The sequence below is a fragment of the Lysinibacillus sp. NPDC056959 genome (genome assembly GCF_042674095.1).
GTDB lineage: Bacteria > Bacillota > Bacilli > Bacillales_A > Planococcaceae > Lysinibacillus > Lysinibacillus zambalensis.
Map to the genome: position 1 here is coordinate 219,838 of NZ_JBHURE010000004.1, position 17,139 is coordinate 236,976.

At 37.0% G+C, this 17,139-nt stretch carries 14 protein-coding genes and 1 pseudogene; 8 read left to right on the forward strand and 7 right to left on the reverse strand.

Annotated elements, in window-relative coordinates:
* Nucleotide 1: 1 nt before the first annotated feature.
* The 4 genes from ACFTQ7_RS07295 to ACFTQ7_RS07310 all read right to left on the reverse strand — a co-directional run bounded on the left by ACFTQ7_RS07295 (nucleotide 2) and on the right by ACFTQ7_RS07310 (nucleotide 3,094).
* The gene (locus ACFTQ7_RS07295) at nucleotides 2-1,756 is read right to left on the reverse strand and encodes an ABC transporter ATP-binding protein (protein ID WP_386827933.1); all 1,755 of its coding nucleotides are present in this window, start codon (nucleotides 1,754-1,756) and stop codon (nucleotides 2-4) included.
* 214 nt (nucleotides 1,757-1,970) lie between these two features.
* Nucleotides 1,971-2,273, reverse strand: coding sequence for a zinc ribbon domain-containing protein (locus tag ACFTQ7_RS07300; protein WP_386827934.1), 303 nt, complete (start codon nucleotides 2,271-2,273; stop codon nucleotides 1,971-1,973).
* Between the two features lie 21 nt (nucleotides 2,274-2,294).
* A complete protein-coding gene (locus ACFTQ7_RS07305; protein ID WP_386827935.1) occupies nucleotides 2,295-2,708 on the reverse strand; it encodes a zinc ribbon domain-containing protein in 414 nt (137 codons plus the stop codon).
* Between the two features lie 11 nt (nucleotides 2,709-2,719).
* Nucleotides 2,720-3,094, reverse strand: a complete 375-nt coding sequence (locus ACFTQ7_RS07310) for a DUF2085 domain-containing protein (protein ID WP_386827936.1) — start codon at nucleotides 3,092-3,094, stop codon at nucleotides 2,720-2,722.
* Nucleotides 3,095-3,453: 359 nt separating this feature from the next.
* Between ACFTQ7_RS07310 and ACFTQ7_RS07315 the strand changes: the two are divergent.
* Nucleotides 3,454-4,030: pseudogene (locus tag ACFTQ7_RS07315) on the forward strand (MarR family winged helix-turn-helix transcriptional regulator).
* Between the two features lie 326 nt (nucleotides 4,031-4,356).
* A complete protein-coding gene (locus ACFTQ7_RS07320; RefSeq protein ID WP_386827937.1) occupies nucleotides 4,357-5,619 on the forward strand; it encodes an MFS transporter in 1,263 nt (420 codons plus the stop codon).
* 229 nt (nucleotides 5,620-5,848) lie between these two features.
* Here ACFTQ7_RS07320 and ACFTQ7_RS07325 read toward each other — a convergent pair whose 3' ends face one another.
* Nucleotides 5,849-7,870, reverse strand: a complete 2,022-nt coding sequence (locus tag ACFTQ7_RS07325; protein ID WP_386827938.1) for a multicopper oxidase family protein — start codon at nucleotides 7,868-7,870, stop codon at nucleotides 5,849-5,851.
* A 593-nt stretch (nucleotides 7,871-8,463) separates the two neighbouring features.
* Here ACFTQ7_RS07325 and ACFTQ7_RS07330 point away from each other — a divergent pair.
* The 6 genes from ACFTQ7_RS07330 (at nucleotide 8,464) to ACFTQ7_RS07355 (ending at nucleotide 13,314) form a co-directional block, all read left to right on the forward strand.
* On the forward strand, nucleotides 8,464-8,946 hold the full coding sequence (locus ACFTQ7_RS07330) for a cell wall elongation regulator TseB-like domain-containing protein (RefSeq protein WP_349660762.1): 483 nt from the start codon (nucleotides 8,464-8,466) through the stop codon (nucleotides 8,944-8,946).
* Nucleotides 8,947-8,962: 16 nt separating this feature from the next.
* Nucleotides 8,963-10,156, forward strand: coding sequence for a pyridoxal phosphate-dependent aminotransferase (locus ACFTQ7_RS07335; protein WP_349660761.1), 1,194 nt, complete (start codon nucleotides 8,963-8,965; stop codon nucleotides 10,154-10,156).
* 28 nt (nucleotides 10,157-10,184) lie between these two features.
* A complete protein-coding gene (gene asnS, locus ACFTQ7_RS07340; RefSeq protein ID WP_349660760.1) occupies nucleotides 10,185-11,480 on the forward strand; it encodes an asparagine--tRNA ligase in 1,296 nt (431 codons plus the stop codon).
* Between the two features lie 109 nt (nucleotides 11,481-11,589).
* Complete coding sequence (locus ACFTQ7_RS07345; RefSeq protein ID WP_386827939.1) at nucleotides 11,590-12,318, forward strand: DnaD domain-containing protein; 729 nt, start codon at nucleotides 11,590-11,592, stop codon at nucleotides 12,316-12,318.
* Between the two features lie 13 nt (nucleotides 12,319-12,331).
* Nucleotides 12,332-12,994 carry an endonuclease III gene (nth, locus tag ACFTQ7_RS07350; RefSeq protein WP_386827940.1) on the forward strand — a complete coding sequence of 221 codons (663 nt, stop codon included), beginning with the start codon at nucleotides 12,332-12,334 and terminating at the stop codon, nucleotides 12,992-12,994.
* Nucleotides 12,991-13,314 carry a YpoC family protein gene (locus ACFTQ7_RS07355; protein WP_349660757.1) on the forward strand — a complete coding sequence of 108 codons (324 nt, stop codon included), beginning with the start codon at nucleotides 12,991-12,993 and terminating at the stop codon, nucleotides 13,312-13,314. Before nth ends, ACFTQ7_RS07355 begins: the two co-directional genes overlap by 4 nt.
* Before the next feature lie 204 nt (nucleotides 13,315-13,518).
* Here ACFTQ7_RS07355 and ACFTQ7_RS07360 read toward each other — a convergent pair whose 3' ends face one another.
* Together ACFTQ7_RS07360 and recU are read right to left on the reverse strand one after the other, a co-directional pair.
* Nucleotides 13,519-16,215: a PBP1A family penicillin-binding protein gene (locus ACFTQ7_RS07360; protein ID WP_386827941.1), complete on the reverse strand. Its 2,697-nt coding sequence runs from the start codon at nucleotides 16,213-16,215 to the stop codon at nucleotides 13,519-13,521.
* Complete coding sequence (recU, locus tag ACFTQ7_RS07365; RefSeq protein WP_386827942.1) at nucleotides 16,212-16,862, reverse strand: Holliday junction resolvase RecU; 651 nt, start codon at nucleotides 16,860-16,862, stop codon at nucleotides 16,212-16,214. Before recU ends, ACFTQ7_RS07360 begins: the two co-directional genes overlap by 4 nt.
* Nucleotides 16,863-17,139 lie beyond the last annotated feature (277 nt).

The following is a 17,139-nucleotide window of genomic DNA, read 5'->3' on the forward strand; positions in this document are numbered from 1 at the left end:
ATCATTCCTCTTTAATACGTAATTGTTGTTTTGCAAACTCTCGGTACATATCATGCGTCTCAAATAAAGTCTCATGTGTGCCACTGCCTGTAATATGTCCTCTCTCTACAAAAAGGATTTGGTCTGCATCTACTACTGTTGAAAGGCGGTGTGCAATGACAAGCGTTGTTCTACCTTGCATTAAATTATCCAATGCTTTTTGAACATAAATTTCCGAATTACTATCTAGACTAGATGTTGCTTCATCTAGCATTAATATTTGAGGGTCGCGTAAAAGTGCTCTGGCGATCGAAATTCGTTGTCGTTGACCGCCAGAAAGCTTAATGCCGCGTTCTCCAACTTCTGTATCGAATTGTTCTGGTAGTTCATTAATAAATTGATCGGCATAGGCCATTTTGGCAACTTTTTCAAGCTCTTCATCCTGCACCTCTCTGTCAATACCGTAGCAAATATTTTCGCGAATCGTACCTGACAGCAGTGCACTCTCCTGAGCAACATAACCGATTTGGCTTCTCCAAGAATGTAGGGAGTACGTGTTGATAGGGGTTTCTCCAAGTGTAATACTTCCGTTAGTAGGTTGATAATATCTTTCTAACAGAGAAAATGTTGTTGTTTTTCCTCCACCACTAGGCCCGACGATAGCCGTAACTTTACCAGGTTCAATTGTAAAATTAATATTCGATAAAATCAGTTCTTCTCCATAAGCAAAGTCAACGTTTTTTACATAAATCGGCTGATTTACTTTTTCTAATGTTTTTCCTTCGAAAATATTCTCTTCTTCATGCTCAAGTAAAGCACTGATTCGCTCTGTAGCACCCATTGCTTTTTGAAGCTGTGTAAAGAACATCGTTAATTGGGTCATCGGCATAATAATTTGGATTAAATATAAAATAAATGCTACCATGTCGCCAGCTGTAAGTTCTCCTGAAGAAACTCGTACACCACCATAACCAATAATGGCTACAAGGACTGACATTAATACAAACGAAATTAATGGTGAAATAAGTGCATGGATTTTTGCTTCTTTTAAGCCAAACGTAAAGAGGTTTGTAATGCCCTTTTTGCCACGCTCATATTCAATATTTTCGGCATTTGAAGCTTTTACTAATCGTGTTTCAGGTAAAACTTGATTGAGCACGGACGTAAATTTTGCTGTCTCATCTTGCATTCCTTTTGAAATGACAAACATACGTCTTCCTAGAAGCATTAAAATAACCATAGCAAGCGGAACAGCAATTAGCATCACTAATGTCATTTTCCAATCTAAGATTAATAGAATGATGATGGAGCCAATAATGGAAATAACACCAGATAAACAGTTTGCAAGGTGTTCTGTAATAAGCTCCTTAACGACAGCTGTGTCATTCGTAACACGACTTAATGTTTCACCTGTATCGTTCTCATCATAATAAGGGATAGGTAAATGAAGAAGCTTTCTCCAAAGTTGATCGCGTAATTTTGCGACAACATGATGTCCGACACGATTTAAATAATAGATTGAAAGTCCACTCGCGATAGCTTGCGCGATAAAAGCAATGCCTAATATAATAATTTGCCAATAATCAAGTGATTCTAATGAAAAGCCATCGACTAATTTTTTTGTAAATAACGGAACGATAAAGCCAACGCCTGTAGTCGCTAAGCTCATAATTAATGAAATAATTAAAAGCCACATCGGTGGCTCAGCCTGTCTGACTAAGCGAACAAAGCGTCGCCAATCCTTCGTTTTAGTAGTATCTTTTAATGTCTCTTGCAACGTTAAAATCTCCCTTCATTTTCATCAACTAAAATATGAATCCTTTATGTTTCTTACTATAACATGACTTTATGAACTGAATATGAAATGAGAATGTAATGAGGATAGGTAGCAGGAACAAAAAACTCCACATCAGAAAAACGCGAGAAATCAATGTTTAAAATTGATTCCTCGCGCTTTTAAAAGTTTCGACTAGCTAAGTCCTAGCCTCTTTTTAATAATTAGACTCTTCGATAGAACTAAGTACAAACCCTAGCATTCCAAATAAGACTATAAATACTACATATATACCGACTGAAATCAGCGCCCATATTAAAGCGGATTTAGCGGCTTTAGGCTTATCATCTTTCCATACAAAGTACATAATAATTCCTAAGAGCGGTATACAACAAAAAGTAAGGATATTAATAGCTATATTTGGTTTATCCTCTTGGTATGTATTATGTACACGAACACCACATTTTGGACAAATTTCTGCTTGTGCCGCAATTTCTTCACTACAGTGGGGACAAAACATATTAAATTATACCTCCTGAAATTAAAAGAATTCCCATTTTCCTACTGCCTTTCCTTCACAGCATTTTTTCCCGATTAAATAAGCATCAATTAAAATAGGTAAACCAACAATTATGAATCCAATTATTATATTATTTAAAATATAAACAGCAATCATTATAAATATAAATAAGCAAAGAAATCCCTTACCCACTTGATTATTTATGATTTGGCCTACACCGGGTATTAGAAATGTAAGTAATGCAGGAGCTAGTGGATGAGTACCCTTTGGAGATTTTCTTAAAATAATACCACATGAAGTACACATATCTTGAAAAGGATTTAAATCATTCCCGCAATTATGGCAGTAATTAAGTACTTTGAAATTTCTAACGCCGCAATTTAGGCAAATTTCTGCATGCTCTGATAGATTAGATGCACAATATGTACAAAACATTTTCAGTCTCCTTAGTTAAAAATTAATGAACCAATATATTCCCCTTTTTTATAGAGATATATAGTTAGATTCCAAAATAAGAGAGCAGTGTATAAAAACATAAAAACTATGCCTATTCCACCTAGTATTCCTGTTACTAATCGCCGATAGTTTGTACTAAGCCATTTATTAAATAATTGTCCCGTTCCGTCTATAATCATAGGAATTGTTAAAATAAAAGCATAAAAAAAAGGTAAAACTTTAAATAACGCCAATATAATGCCAATTACATATCCAAGACATATTCCTGTGCAACGTGCGCAAATCGGAAATTGAACACCTCTATAAAAAAAAGATCGGCTTGGTAATCTATGGCAAAGGAACAAAAATTGAAAATATCGATTCACGAAATCACCTATTTAATCAAATTTTTCAATAAAAGGAAACAACGACTATAATATACTAAAAAAATGAATATTGGTAGTACCTTCAATGATAAAATTAATTTTTACATAATTTAATATAAAATGATTAAATGGATAGGTACTTATTTCTACGAGGAATTTTTCGGCTTTTTTAAGAAGAATGTTTAAAATAAGTTCCTTTTTTGGAGAAGTATCATATTATATTATAAACCGACGGTCGGTCGAATAAATGCAATATCGCACCCTATTCACGAAATAAAAAATAGTCACCATGTTAACTTTTAGAAAACTGTTATGTATTATTTGGTAAAACATGGTGACTGAATAGAGAAGTGTTCCATATGGATTTAAATCAATTATTAAAAGAATTGCATTTCATGCAGCAAAGTTATGCGACATTGTTTTTTAGTTGTCAATAAAGTTCAAATAAAAGGAGATGAATATTTAGAGATATTAACTTTGAGACAGCATATGGCTCTTATTGCCATTGCCCATTTACCAGTAGAAAATACAACACTCGTAAATATCGCTAAAAAGCTTGGTACTACTAAGCAGACTGCGAATAAATTAATAACGAGTCTTGCGAAAAAAGGATATGTCCAAACGATACCAAGTAAATTAGATAAACGATCAATCAATGTCGAGATTACTTCAGAGGGAAAAATAGCATTAATTGCTTGTTCGGAGAAGTCTACTTACTTTTTAGCAGATATCTTTAAAGACTTTACAACTGAGGAAATTGAAACATTAAGGAAGCTATTGCAAAAGCTTTATCGTTTTGATGGTGAGGAACTAGATGGATATGAAAAAACAGTAAATATGGAGGTAGAGGAACCAGAACAGATTTCGGACTTCCAAGAGAGAGTATTAGCGGAGTTATTCAAACGACGATATGGAGATGAAGAACGCCATGATTAAAGAAGACACACCATTTTTTTATACTCAAAAAAAAAGATGCTGAGCAAAAGTTAAAAGAAAAAGTCCATCTTATGAAACGGAAAATAAAGAAATCTGTGTATGACATTAAGGAAAAACTTCGTCGGAAATCAAAAATTAGTCGTACAGGAAATTATGTCTCCATTATTATGGGGTGCTTATTGCTAATAATGTCTTGGAGTTCGCAAATTGAGTGGCTCATTTGGTTAAGTTCGATAAGTATTGTTAGTAATGTCTTTCTTCTTACAATATAAAACTATTCTACACTTTCAAAAAGGTCATGAATGTTAAAGAAAGGGGGCTAATGAATGGAATCTCAGATAAAAAGAAAAGGCTTTTCAAAAGATTTTAACCTGATGGTGATTGGGCAAATTATTTCTATTTTAGGTTCTGCGCTTTTAAGGTTTGCCTTATCACTTTATGTACTGGATATTACAGGACGTGCAGATCTTTTTGCAGTACTGTTTGCGATATCGAGCGTTCCAATATTACTAGCACCGCTGGGAGGAGCCATTGCTGACAGGTTCAATCGACGCAACTTAATGGTGATTTTCGATTTTACGAGTAGCATAATTGTGTTTGTTTACTTTGCTATGCTAGCGATTGGTAATAGTTCAGTTTTGCTTATTGGTGTTGTGATGGTACTGCTTTCCCTTGTTAGTGCTATGTATGCACCTGCAGTGATGGCCAGTATTCCGGTTCTTGTAGAAGAGGAAAAGCTTGAGCAAGCTAATGGAATTGTTAATGGTATTCAAGCATTGTCTAATGTAGCTGCTCCTGTATTAGGTGGAATACTATACGGTATGATTGGCTTAAAAGTACTAGTTGTGGTGAGTGGTGTGTTCTTTTTCCTTTCGGCCATATTAGAGATGTTTATTCTTATTCCATTTATGCAACGAGAGCAGAACGGTCATATTATTCCGACGCTGGTAAATGATTTAAAAGAGGGCTTTAGTTATGTTGTGAAGCAATCTTTTATCTTTAAATGTATGATTTTAGCGGCATTATTAAATTTATTATTAACACCGCTGTTTGTCGTAGGTGTACCGATTATTCTCCGTGTTACAATGCAAAGTAGTGATACATTGTACGGAGTAGGGATGGGGTTAATCGATTTTGCTACGATCTTAGGAGCTTTATCTATGGGGTATTTTGCAAAAAAAATGGGTATCACTAATTTGTATAGTTGGATTTTCATTACTGCTTTATTGATTGTCCCGATGGCTATAGCCGTTACGCCTCTGCTGCTGAATATGGGCTATTATCCATCATATATTTTATTTGTTTTGAGCGCACTTTTAATCGCTATGATTATGACAATCATCTCCATTTATGTTATTACGCTTGTACAAAAAGAAACCCCAAATGAAAACTTAGGGAAGGTCATGGCTATTATCATTGCCGTTTCACAATGTATGGCACCAATTGGGCAAATAGTGTATGGCTTATTATTCGAAGCATTTAGTGTTAAAGTCTATGTTCCTATTGTAATGATATGTATTGCCATGGTAGTGATGGCAATTGCCACAAAAAGGATTTTGCGATTTGAAAAGAGCGAGGTAGCAAATTGATTCTCGCTATCCACTTTTTCTCTGAGATTTTTAATAGGTATTCCTTATTAAGGAGCTTCACTTGAACAAGCGATGAATGATATAGGGGAGCAAATGGAAAGGGAATTGATGAATAAAAAAATCGCAGTAAAATCAAATTTATATATCTTGATTTACTGCGGTTTTATTTTGTACAATTCTTACTAAAAAAATAGTTTTCGACTTATGCCTCGGCTTTAGATTTGCAGCATTAAAACCATCTTCTCCGATGCCTAGGTGATATTCTTTGTCGTGTTTGAAACTCAGCAGACGAGTGGGGTGGCTGAGGGATACTTTCAATATTAGAAACTTTATGATGTTCTGAGTGTTCTTCTTTTGAAAAAATGATATTTTGAGTATTGTTCAAAAATGGTGTAGATAGCTGATTATATTCCACATTGTCTTCTATATAAGCTGATTCAGTAGAGTGAGTAATATTTTGAGTACTAGTTAAGAAAGGAATAGTTTGCGGATTAAATTCTATATCGTCTTCTAAATATGTTGTTTGTAAAGAAGAGTAAGAGTTTTCTACTATTTCTTCTGTCGGAGTATTGTTTTGAATGGTATTAAGGAGCGGTACGGTGTGTTCATTATTACCTGTAACAATAGGAGAGTCGTTTTGACTTTGTTCTGATGAATGCTCTATTTCATGTGGGATTTCAGCATGTGGCTGTTGTACAGGGTGAACGTCCTTCATAACGAGTATTGGTCTCATCATATCATGATCTTCATGCTCTAGGAAATGGCAATGCCACATATAGTGGCCCACATGATCTTTCCAATGCATAATAATTTTTGTCATCTTCCCTGCTTCCGCTTTTACAGTATCCTTCCAACCTTGCTCATAGTCATGCGGTTCTTCAGGTGGACCTATAAATGTAAGTTTGCCTTCATTTTGATATAGCTCCATATCGAAAGGGCGTCGTTCTAGTATTTTAAATCGAATTAAATGTAGATGAATAGGGTGATCAAACGGTGTGGCGTTAATAAAATTCCATATTTCTATACTATCAAGTGCAGGCTTTTCAGTAGCAGGGTCATGATACATACGATTATTTAATAATAACATTGGTCGACCAAAATTATCTGTTGTAGCTGTTAATGGTAAATGTCTTTCGATATGTGCATCGTGTGCATGTAAATCCATTGATGCAGCAAGTCTTTCTGGAATTTCACTAGTATCCTCACACATTAGAGGAAGACACACTTTAAACTGCATGATGACGCTTGTATGTTCATCAATAAAATCCTCATCAGAGTTAACTAACGTTATTTCTTGACCTTCGCATTTTGAAAAATCAACAATGACATCTGTTCGTTCTGCCGGCAATAACTCAACAGATTGAATTTCATGAGGGGCTGATAAAAAACCTCCATCTGTTCCGATTTGTATCATATGATCTCCATTTGAAAGGCTAATGAGATAACCTCTTCTATTGGAGCCATTGAGAAAACGAAATCTATATTTACGAGGTTCGACATTTAAATAAGGCCAAACCTTCCCATTTACGACGATGGTATTACCAACAAATCCAGGTGTAATAGATGGATGTACAGGGACTGGGAATGGTGGTTCATCAGGATAGAATAGAGAGCCATCTTCATTAAACGATTTATCTTGAATTAAGATGGGATACTCATAGTCACCACAAGGTAAGTTAGAACGTTCTTCTAGTGAATCCCGAAGTAAATAAAAGCCCGCTAATCCCGCATACACATTTAAACGAGTAAGCGCCATTGCATGATCATGATACCACAGTGTTGTGCCAGGTTGATGATTCGTGTATTCGTGTATTTCTTTATTGAACTTTGGGCCTGTTTGCGCATAATCTCTTGTATACCATGCCTCGGGATGTCCGTCACTTTCCCAATCGACATTTGCGCCATGTAAATGTGTAACAGTTCTTACTTCCTGGGAATCGTTTGCCGCATGAAGTGTAAAATCGACTGGTAAAAAGTGCTTTAAGGGCAATTGATTTTTATATCTAACATAAATGCTCTTGTCTTTTTTAGCTTCAATAGTTGGTCCGGGATAAAGCCCGTTATAGCCCCATATAATTGATTTTGGGAAATCGTTGTGGAAACAATGCTCTGCTTGCATCATTTTAAGTTCATAATAATCTTTTCTTTGTTGTCCTTTATAGTATTTTGGTTTAGCGGTCACCGGTTTTGGTAGTTCATTCACAAATTTTGGTATTGTTGTTGGATCTGTAGGATTAACTTCTTTAGTCAAAACATCACGTCCCTTTATTAATTCTTAAAATTGCTAATTACCTCATAATATGGGTAAAAATAATGGGCGACAAGGACAATAATGGAGATAATTTTGCGAATAAAAAATACTGATATTTAAGCATCAGCAGGAGTTCGATATTCCAAGCAAAGTAAGAGTGTTTGAGCAACTATAAAAAATTTCATAAAAAAATCCAGTTGAGCAAGTAGATTGGAAGTGGTATGCGCTAAATCTGGATGCAGTGCGAACTGTGTTATATATGAATTAGCGATGGTTCAAAGCTATAATTTTACTTTCTATTTGCAATGGTGAATAGGAATTTTTACTTTAAAAAGGTTCCCTTTTTTTAAGGCTGAACGAAAAAGAGAAAAATTGCTACCCGAATCATTTGAAAACGGTATGTTATCAACGTACAATATATGAAATTAAGAAACACGACAGCACAAAATTGTTGTATAATGTTGTGGTATGAGGAAAGAAAGCAGGTTGACAAAAATGGAAAGCAAAATGAATGTATACGCAGTTATAAACATGCAAAAGCATCAGGCATTCGTGTTAAAGAATAAGCTAGATGTGAAACATAAGGTGAATATATGAAAAACTGGTTGATTTTCATTGCTGTCTTTATGGTTTCGTTGTCACTTGTCATTAGTATTTTAGTACTCTGGAAAGCCGAGGCTCCATTCGATTCAATTGAAGAACAGGCTGAACAGTTGGCACTAGATGCCAAAGCCCTTGCAATTGTCTCGGAGTCCTACACATATAATGGCAAACATTCGTATGTCACTGTGTTCGGGGTAGATGAATATGGTGATAAAAAAGCTGTCTTTGTTCCGACGAATCTAAAAGCTGATTCGATTAAGGATGTATATTTAAAAGATGGTATTACGGAAAAGGAAGCATTATCGGTTTTAAAAAAGGAAGGAAATGTACAAAAAGTCCTCAATGTGAAATTAGGCTATGAGGAGCCAGGTGCTGTTTGGGAAATTTCATATCTAAACGATCACGATAAGCTCAACTATGTCTATATTATGTTTAAGGACGGCGACTGGTGGAAGCGCATTACGAATTTATAAGAGGAGTAGATCCCGAATGAAAAATTTATTAGCAAACCGTGTAAAAACTTTAACACCATCTTCAACTTTAGCCATTACTGCGAAAGCGAAGGAGTTAAAAGAGCAAGGTATTGATGTTATTGGCCTAGGCGCTGGTGAACCAGACTTCAACACGCCACAAAATATTTTAAATGCTGCCATTGACTCAATGGAAAAAGGCTTAACAAAATATACACCTGCTGGCGGTCTTCCGGTACTCAAGAAAGCTATTATCGATAAACTTCAACGCGACAACAATCTTACATACAAGCCGAATGAAGTAATTGTAGGTGTTGGGGCAAAACATATTCTTTACACTTTATTCCAAGTTATTTTAAACGAGGGCGATGAAGTTATTATTCCGATTCCTTATTGGGTATCTTATCCAGAGCAAGTTAAATTAGCAGGCGGTGTACCCGTTTATGTGGAAGGCACACGTGAGCAAGGCTATAAAATTACTGCTGATCAATTAAGAGCTGCTGTGACAGATAAAACAAAAGCAGTAATTATAAACTCTCCTAGCAATCCAACAGGTATGATTTATTCCCGCGAAGAGCTAGCTGAAATTGCTGCAGTTGCAGAAGAAAAAGATATTTTAATCGTGTCAGATGAAATTTATGAAAAGCTTGTATACAATGGTATTGAGCATTTTTCAATTGCACAGCTATCTGATGCAGTGAAAGCACGTACAATCGTTGTAAACGGTGTTGCCAAATCTCACTCTATGACAGGCTGGCGTATCGGGTATGCTGCAGGGGATGCGGACATTATTAAACCAATGACTGACCTTGCATCACACTCTACTTCGAACGCAACAACAACTGCACAATATGCAACAGTGGAAGCCTATAATGGATCACAAGACGCTGTAGAAGAAATGCGTCAAGCATTCGAAGCACGTCTTGAAAAAATTTATCCACAGTTAAGTGCAATTCCTGGCTTCAACGTATTAAAACCACAAGGTGCATTCTACTTATTACCAGATGTAGCAGAAGCTATGGCTCATACTGGCTATGATTCTGTAGATGCATTCGCTGCGGATATTTTAACAGAAGCAAACGTAGCAGTGATCCCAGGTTCTGGCTTTGGTGCACCAACTACAATGCGATTATCTTATGCTACATCTTTAGACTTATTAGAAGAGGCAGTCCGTCGAATTGATACATTTGTAAAATCAAAATGGCAAGACTAATCCTTTTAACCAATTTTGGAGGATTTCTATGAAAAAAATTATGATTCAAGATATGCCAAAGCATATCGGCGAAACAATCAAGCTAGGTGCTTGGTTATCTAACAAACGTTCAAGTGGTAAAATTGCCTTTTTACAACTTCGTGATGGTTCTGGCTTTGTACAGGGCGTTGTTGTAAAAGAAGAAGTAGGCGAAGAAATTTTTGCAATTGCAAAAGGTATGTCTCAAGAAACTTCCATGTACATTACAGGTGAGGTTAAAGCAGATGAGCGTTCAAGCTTTGGTTGTGAGCTTGTTGTAACGGGTATTGAAGTACTACATGCTGCAACTGATTTTCCGATTACGCCAAAAGAGCACGGTCCTGAGTTTTTAATGGATAACCGTCACTTATGGTTACGTTCTCGTAAGCAACATGCGATCATGAAAATTCGTAATGAAATTATTCGCGCAACTTATGAGTTCCTTAACAACAAAGGCTTTACAAAAATGGATCCACCAATTTTAACGGGTTCAGCACCTGAAGGTACATCTGAGCTATTCCATACAAAATATTTTGATGAAGATGCATTCCTTTCTCAATCTGGTCAACTTTACTTGGAAGCGGCTGCGATGGCTTTAGGTAAAGTATTCTCATTCGGTCCAACATTCCGTGCTGAAAAATCTAAAACACGCCGTCACTTAATCGAGTTTTGGATGATTGAGTTGGAAATGGCATTTGCTGAATTTGAAGAAAACTTAGAAGTACAAGAACAATACGTGGAGCATATTGTGCAATCTGTTCTGGCAAATTGCAAATTAGATTTAGAGCGACTTGGTCGTGATACGTCTAAACTTGAAAATATTAAAGCGCCATTCCCGCGTATTTCTTATGACGATGCTGTAAAATTATTGCATGAACAAGGATTTGATGATATTAAATGGGGCGATGATTTCGGTGCACCACATGAAACGGCAATTGCTAATTCATTTGACAAACCTGTATTCATCACTTGCTACCCAGTAGGCATTAAACCATTCTACATGCAACCACATCCTGACAGAGATGATGTAGTATTATGTGCAGATTTAATTGCACCTGAAGGTTATGGTGAAATCATTGGTGGTTCTGAGCGTATCCATGACTTTGATTTATTACAATCTCGTCTTGAAGAACATCATTTATCTTTAGACGCTTATGCATGGTATTTAGAGTTACGTAAACAAGGTTCTGTACCACATTCAGGCTTCGGTCTAGGGTTAGAACGTACAGTAGCATGGATTTCTGGCACGGAGCACATTCGTGAAACAATCCCATTCCCACGTTTACTAAACCGCTTATATCCATAAGCTATAACTAGTTTGTTTTAGGTTTTGAAAGTGTAAAATTAAAAAAAGTCGCGTAGTGATATGTCTACGCGGCTTTTCTACTTACGATGGAAAAGGAGTCAAGTATCATATGAGCGCAAATAATAATCGACTCCGTACATGGACTGAGCAGAGAATGATTCATATTCCTCAGCTTTTTTTTCAGTTTTATAAGGAGTTAAAAATTGAGGATGATGAGGCATTGATTGTTATGCATTTACTTGCATTCTACACGGAGGGTAATGATTTTCCAACGCCTAATGATCTAATGAATCGTCTAACAATGCCTAGCAGTGATATTACTTCACATCTACAGCGATTAATGCAAAAGGGTTTCCTTGAAATAACAAGTGACGTCGACGCAAATGGCAAACTATATGAAAAATACTCGGTATACCCACTTTGGGAGCGTATTATGCAGATTATTGAAATGAAGGAACAGCAAAAATCAGCAGCATCACTCCGACAAGAAGAGGGTGAGATTTTTCGATTATTTGAAGAGGAAATGGGACGTCTTTTATCTCCTTTAGAACTAGAAAAAATAGGGTCTTGGTTAGATGACGATAAGCATAGTCCTGCGCTTATTAAAGAGGCGTTGAAGGAGGCTGTATTTGCTGGCAAGTTAAGTATTCGTTATATTGATCGAATACTACTGGAGTGGAAAAAGAAAAATATTACGACACCACAGGCTGCGCAGAAACAAAGCGAGCAGTTCCGTGAAAAGCAAACATTTAAAAGACCGTCAGTTCGTACAATGCAGCAAGAATCGCAGTCGACAAATAAGGTACCATTTTATAATTGGTTAGAAGAAAGAGAATAGGGGGGCTTCCGACATGTTAACAAAAAAACAATGGGAACATTGTCTAGCGGAAATGGATCGTATGTTCCCTGATGCACATTGTGAGCTGGTGCATGACAATCCGTTTGAACTTACTATTGCTACGCTATTATCTGCACAGTGTACGGATGTACTTGTAAACAAAGTAACGAAAACGTTGTTTCAAAAATATAAAAAGCCTGAAGATTATTTAGCTGTATCTTTAGAGGAGCTGCAACAGGATATTCGCTCCATCGGCTTGTATCGAAATAAGGCGAAGAACATTCAAGCATTATGTCAACGACTATTAGAGGAATACGGGGGAGAAATACCAGCAAATCGTGAAGGACTAGTTACGTTGCCAGGTGTTGGTCGTAAGACGGCTAATGTCGTGTTGTCTGTAGCTTTTGATATTCCTGCACTTGCAGTGGATACACATGTGGAGCGCGTGTCTAAACGATTAGGCCTTTGTCGCTGGAAGGATTCAGTATTAGAAGTCGAAGAAACAATTATGAAAAAAACACCGATGGACAAGTGGTCGAAAACACATCATCAGCTAATTTTCTTCGGTCGTTACCATTGTAAGGCTCAAAATCCTGGCTGTCACACATGCCCTTTATTTGATGATTGTAGAGAAGGGCAAAAGCGTTTGAAAAAAGGGCTGGTGAAGGAATCGTGAATGTAGAGGCAATCGCAAAAGAAAAAATAGATGCTTGGTTTGCAGAATGGATGGAACTTGAAGCCAAAATTCATGCAGCACATGATGCAAGGAATGGTGAAGCAAAAGGATTGATGGAAGAGGCCATTGTATTGTTTGAGCGTTTAGTGCAGGAAGCAGGGGATGAAGTATTACCCATTAACGGTGTCGAACGACTAAACTTTATAAAAGCAAAGCCTAGCCAATATGCTTGTTATCGTCAGCTTGATGAATTATATAAGGAAACAAAAAAACGAACAGCGCGACTACGTTTGCAGGCTACCAAAATTGATAGAAACTAAAATTGTTCCGATAAAACGCGATAATATTCCGATGAAAGTTAAAATTGTTCCGATAAAATCATATTATGTTCCGATAAATTTTCAAAGTATTCCTATAAAACTGAGCTCATCAGCATGAGTAATAAAAGTTTTGCCGAATAATCATACTTTATTTAATCTCTAACAACAATAAAGCAGAGTAGCGTTAAGCTACTCTGCTTTATTTTATTCAGTACTACCGGTACCATCATCCGGAGCGGTTGGGTCAGTTGGCGTTGTTGGTGGCTGGCTACCATTATTGTTGCCATTGTTACCTGGCGGTGTACCGCCATTTCCTGCATTGCCGTTGTTACCATTTTCACCTGCATTGCCGTTGCCATTCCCATTCCCGTTGCCGTTGTTGCCATTGTTATCATTTCCGTTACCATTGTGGTTACCGTTGTCCTCGGTATTGCCATTTTCGTCCGGTTCCGTTGGTTCCTCAATATCAGGTTCCTCAGGAGTATCTGGCTCTTTATCTTCTTCAGCCGTACCTGTTACTTGGAAAGTAGTTGTACCTGGTTTACTGCGTGTACCATCTACAACTGCTACGACAGAAATCGTGTAGTTGCCATCTTCCAATTTGTTGCTAACTGTTAAACCTTTGCTATCCGCTGTACCAAGAGAAATAGTCTCTCCACCTTCTTTTTTAGCGGATACTTCGAAGGTTGTTGGTAGCGGTTCATTTGAATCCGGATTAAGCATTGCATCATGCTCCCAAGAAATATTGATAGATTGACCTTCTAAATCTAGGCTTGCACTTACATTGTAAGGTGTAGAAAGCTCTGGTGCAGCATATTCATTTGAAACTTCATTAGGCTCTGAACCACGTACAAATAGCTCTGTTCGACGTAACTCATTCGGAGTAAAACTACTTGCTAATTTAAGTGGCTTTGATCCTACTTCAATTGTAGCTTCAACAACTGAATTTGGCTTTTTGAAACGTGGTGTTTCAACGTTCTCCGAAATATCTTGCATAATTTGTTTAAATAAAGTTTGTGGTAAACGACGCTCATCCCAAGTTGTAATTGGATCAAAGTGTTCTTCATAACCACTCCAAATAGCGATTGAATAGTTTGTAGTGTACCCAGCAAACCATGAATCCGGTACACTTGTATCCGGTAAATTATGCTTGCTAAAATCTGCAGCTGCGTAGTTTGTTGTACCTGTTTTACCTGCGATATCTAATCCAGGTACATTGGCGTAAGTACCTGATGCATCCGGCTTATTGCCGACAACATCACGTAACATATCTGTCACCATATAAGCTGTATAATCGCTCATCGCTACATTAGACTCTGGTGTGTAGTCTTTTGTTGTTTTACCGTCACGGTAAACGATTTTTGTAATTGAATAAGGATCAGTGTAAACACCATTATTTCCAAATGCTGCAAAGGAAGCAGCCATTTGAGTAGGAGACATTGTAATATCCCCACCACCGATCGCATCAGATTCATAAATATTTTTAGCATTAATACCTAAACGACCAATAAATTCTTTAGCTTTATCAATACCAACTTCTTGTAATGCTTTAACAGCTGGAACGTTACGTGAAGCATATAAAGCTTTACGTGCTGTTATAGCACCCATATATTTATTATCCCAGTTTGTAATCGTTTGACGCGTACCAGTGTAGTTCATTGGTTCGTCCACAAGTGTTTGACCTGTTGACCATTTTAAATTTTCGATTGCTGGACCATAATCTATTAATGGTTTCATAGTTGAACCTGGTTGATGATGTAAGTCATATGCATAGTTCCAACCACGTTCAGCCCCGTAATTGCGTCCGCCACCGATTGCTTGAATTTGACCAGTTTTCGTATCAATGACAGCTACACCCGATTGGATTTCTTCTGTTGGGAAGTTACTTTCATCATTCATAGTATTTTCAACAATTTGCTGAGCATTAGGATCAAGTGTTGTGTAAACTTTAATACCTTCTGCCATTGCACTACCATCACCGTTATCCTCTAGTTCATTAATAACGACATCAAGGAAGGCATCGTATTTAGAGCCAGCAAATTTTTGGCGTGTCGCATCGTCAGCTAGACCAGCCTGAACGTTTACTTTCTTTGCTTCTTCCATCTCGGCTTTTGTAATTTTTTTATGTTGATACATTAATCCTAGAACGGTATTACGGCGTTTTTCCGCAAGTTCAGGATTTTTTAATGGATTGTAAGCATTTGGGCGCTGTACTAAACCTGCAAGTAATGCTTCTTCAGCTAAATCTAAATCTTTTAGTTCTTTCCCATAGAAATATTGGGCTGCTGTTCCGAAGCCATAAACACGACCTGACATCAGCATTTTGTTAAAGTACATTTCAAAAATTTCTTCTTTTGAATATTTACGTTCTAATTGGAAGGCTAACCAAGCTTCCTGCGCTTTACGTTTTAATTTTTTCTCATTTTGTAAAAATGAGTTTTTAACAACTTGCTGTGTTAATGTAGAGGCCCCTTGTGCCCCGAAGCCATCACGGAAGTTAGCGAGTATTGCTCCACCAAGGCGATAAAAATCCATACCACCGTGCTCGAAAAAGCGTACATCTTCCGTTGCAAGGATTGCATTAACCATATCCTTAGGTATATCTTCATATTTTACATATTTACGGTTTTCTGCACCGATTGTGGCAAATAATTCACCGTTTTTATCATAGAACTCAGAAGAAACGGGGTCCTTCAGTAAGTTTTCATCTAATTCAGGTGCGGTACTTGCGTAATAGGCGAATAACCCAGCACCACCAATAAAACATGCAGCCATAATTGCTACAAGTGTTAGCGTAATGCGCTTAAACCATTTTTTCTTCGATGGTTTCGGAGCGCTTTTTTTATTTTTTTGAGCGAGAGCCTTTTGATGCTCACCGCGTGTTGGACGACGTTCAGTCATTCTACTATCTCCTCACTTTCAGAACCATGACTTTGTAATTCAATGAGCTGTTGGATAATCGGTAAATAATCGATACGTGGATAATAGCTTGTAGGAACTTCAAAAGCTTCCTTTTCTATAGTTGAAAAGGGAATCGATTTACGTTCACCGTTTTCCATCGCTAGCCAGGCCTTTTGTAAAACATCGTATGGCACGATAAAATATCGTTCAAAAGCCGAGAAACGAACGATAATAAAGGCCACACCATTTTGTTCCGTCACTTGCTGCATATGTGTCATTTGATGTAAGTGAATATTCTTTAGGGGAAAACTGGTCTTTGAAGCGGTTTCCTTTGCATCAAAATCAATATAACGCCCGTTCCAAACACCGTTGTAATCTGTTGTTGACGGTGTTCGAAAATAAGCCTCACGAATAACTGCAGCACTTCGTGATGGGTACTCTACTTTGACGATTTGCACGGGAACAGGTTTCTTATGAATGATAGCAAGTCGTCTTTTTACATAATAATCGTTTGCTTCATCAATTTCATCTTCTAGTGTTTTACCTCGATTACTAAAAGAAAAATCTTTTTCTTTCCCCATTTTTACCGTTTTTTGAACAGTAGGATTTGGGGAATACAATTTCCCATTCGGATAACGAATTGTCATTTAGTTCACCCTCTATAATACTGCTATTATACAATAGTTTACCACGATTAAGTAGCAGTTCTCTACTTCCATTAATAGTATGATTGACGCTAGATTTTTTATAGTTAAATTTACCTGCAGATGATCAATCTTTGGGCAATTTTCGCCTCTTAAAGTCGAAAAATAGCAAGTAATTTAATTAGCTCTTTCACGCGAATCGCCAAAATAACTGATGAAATTTTCAAGCGGATTTTATAGAAAACACGGTATGCCACGCTAACTTCTCTACTTGATTCCA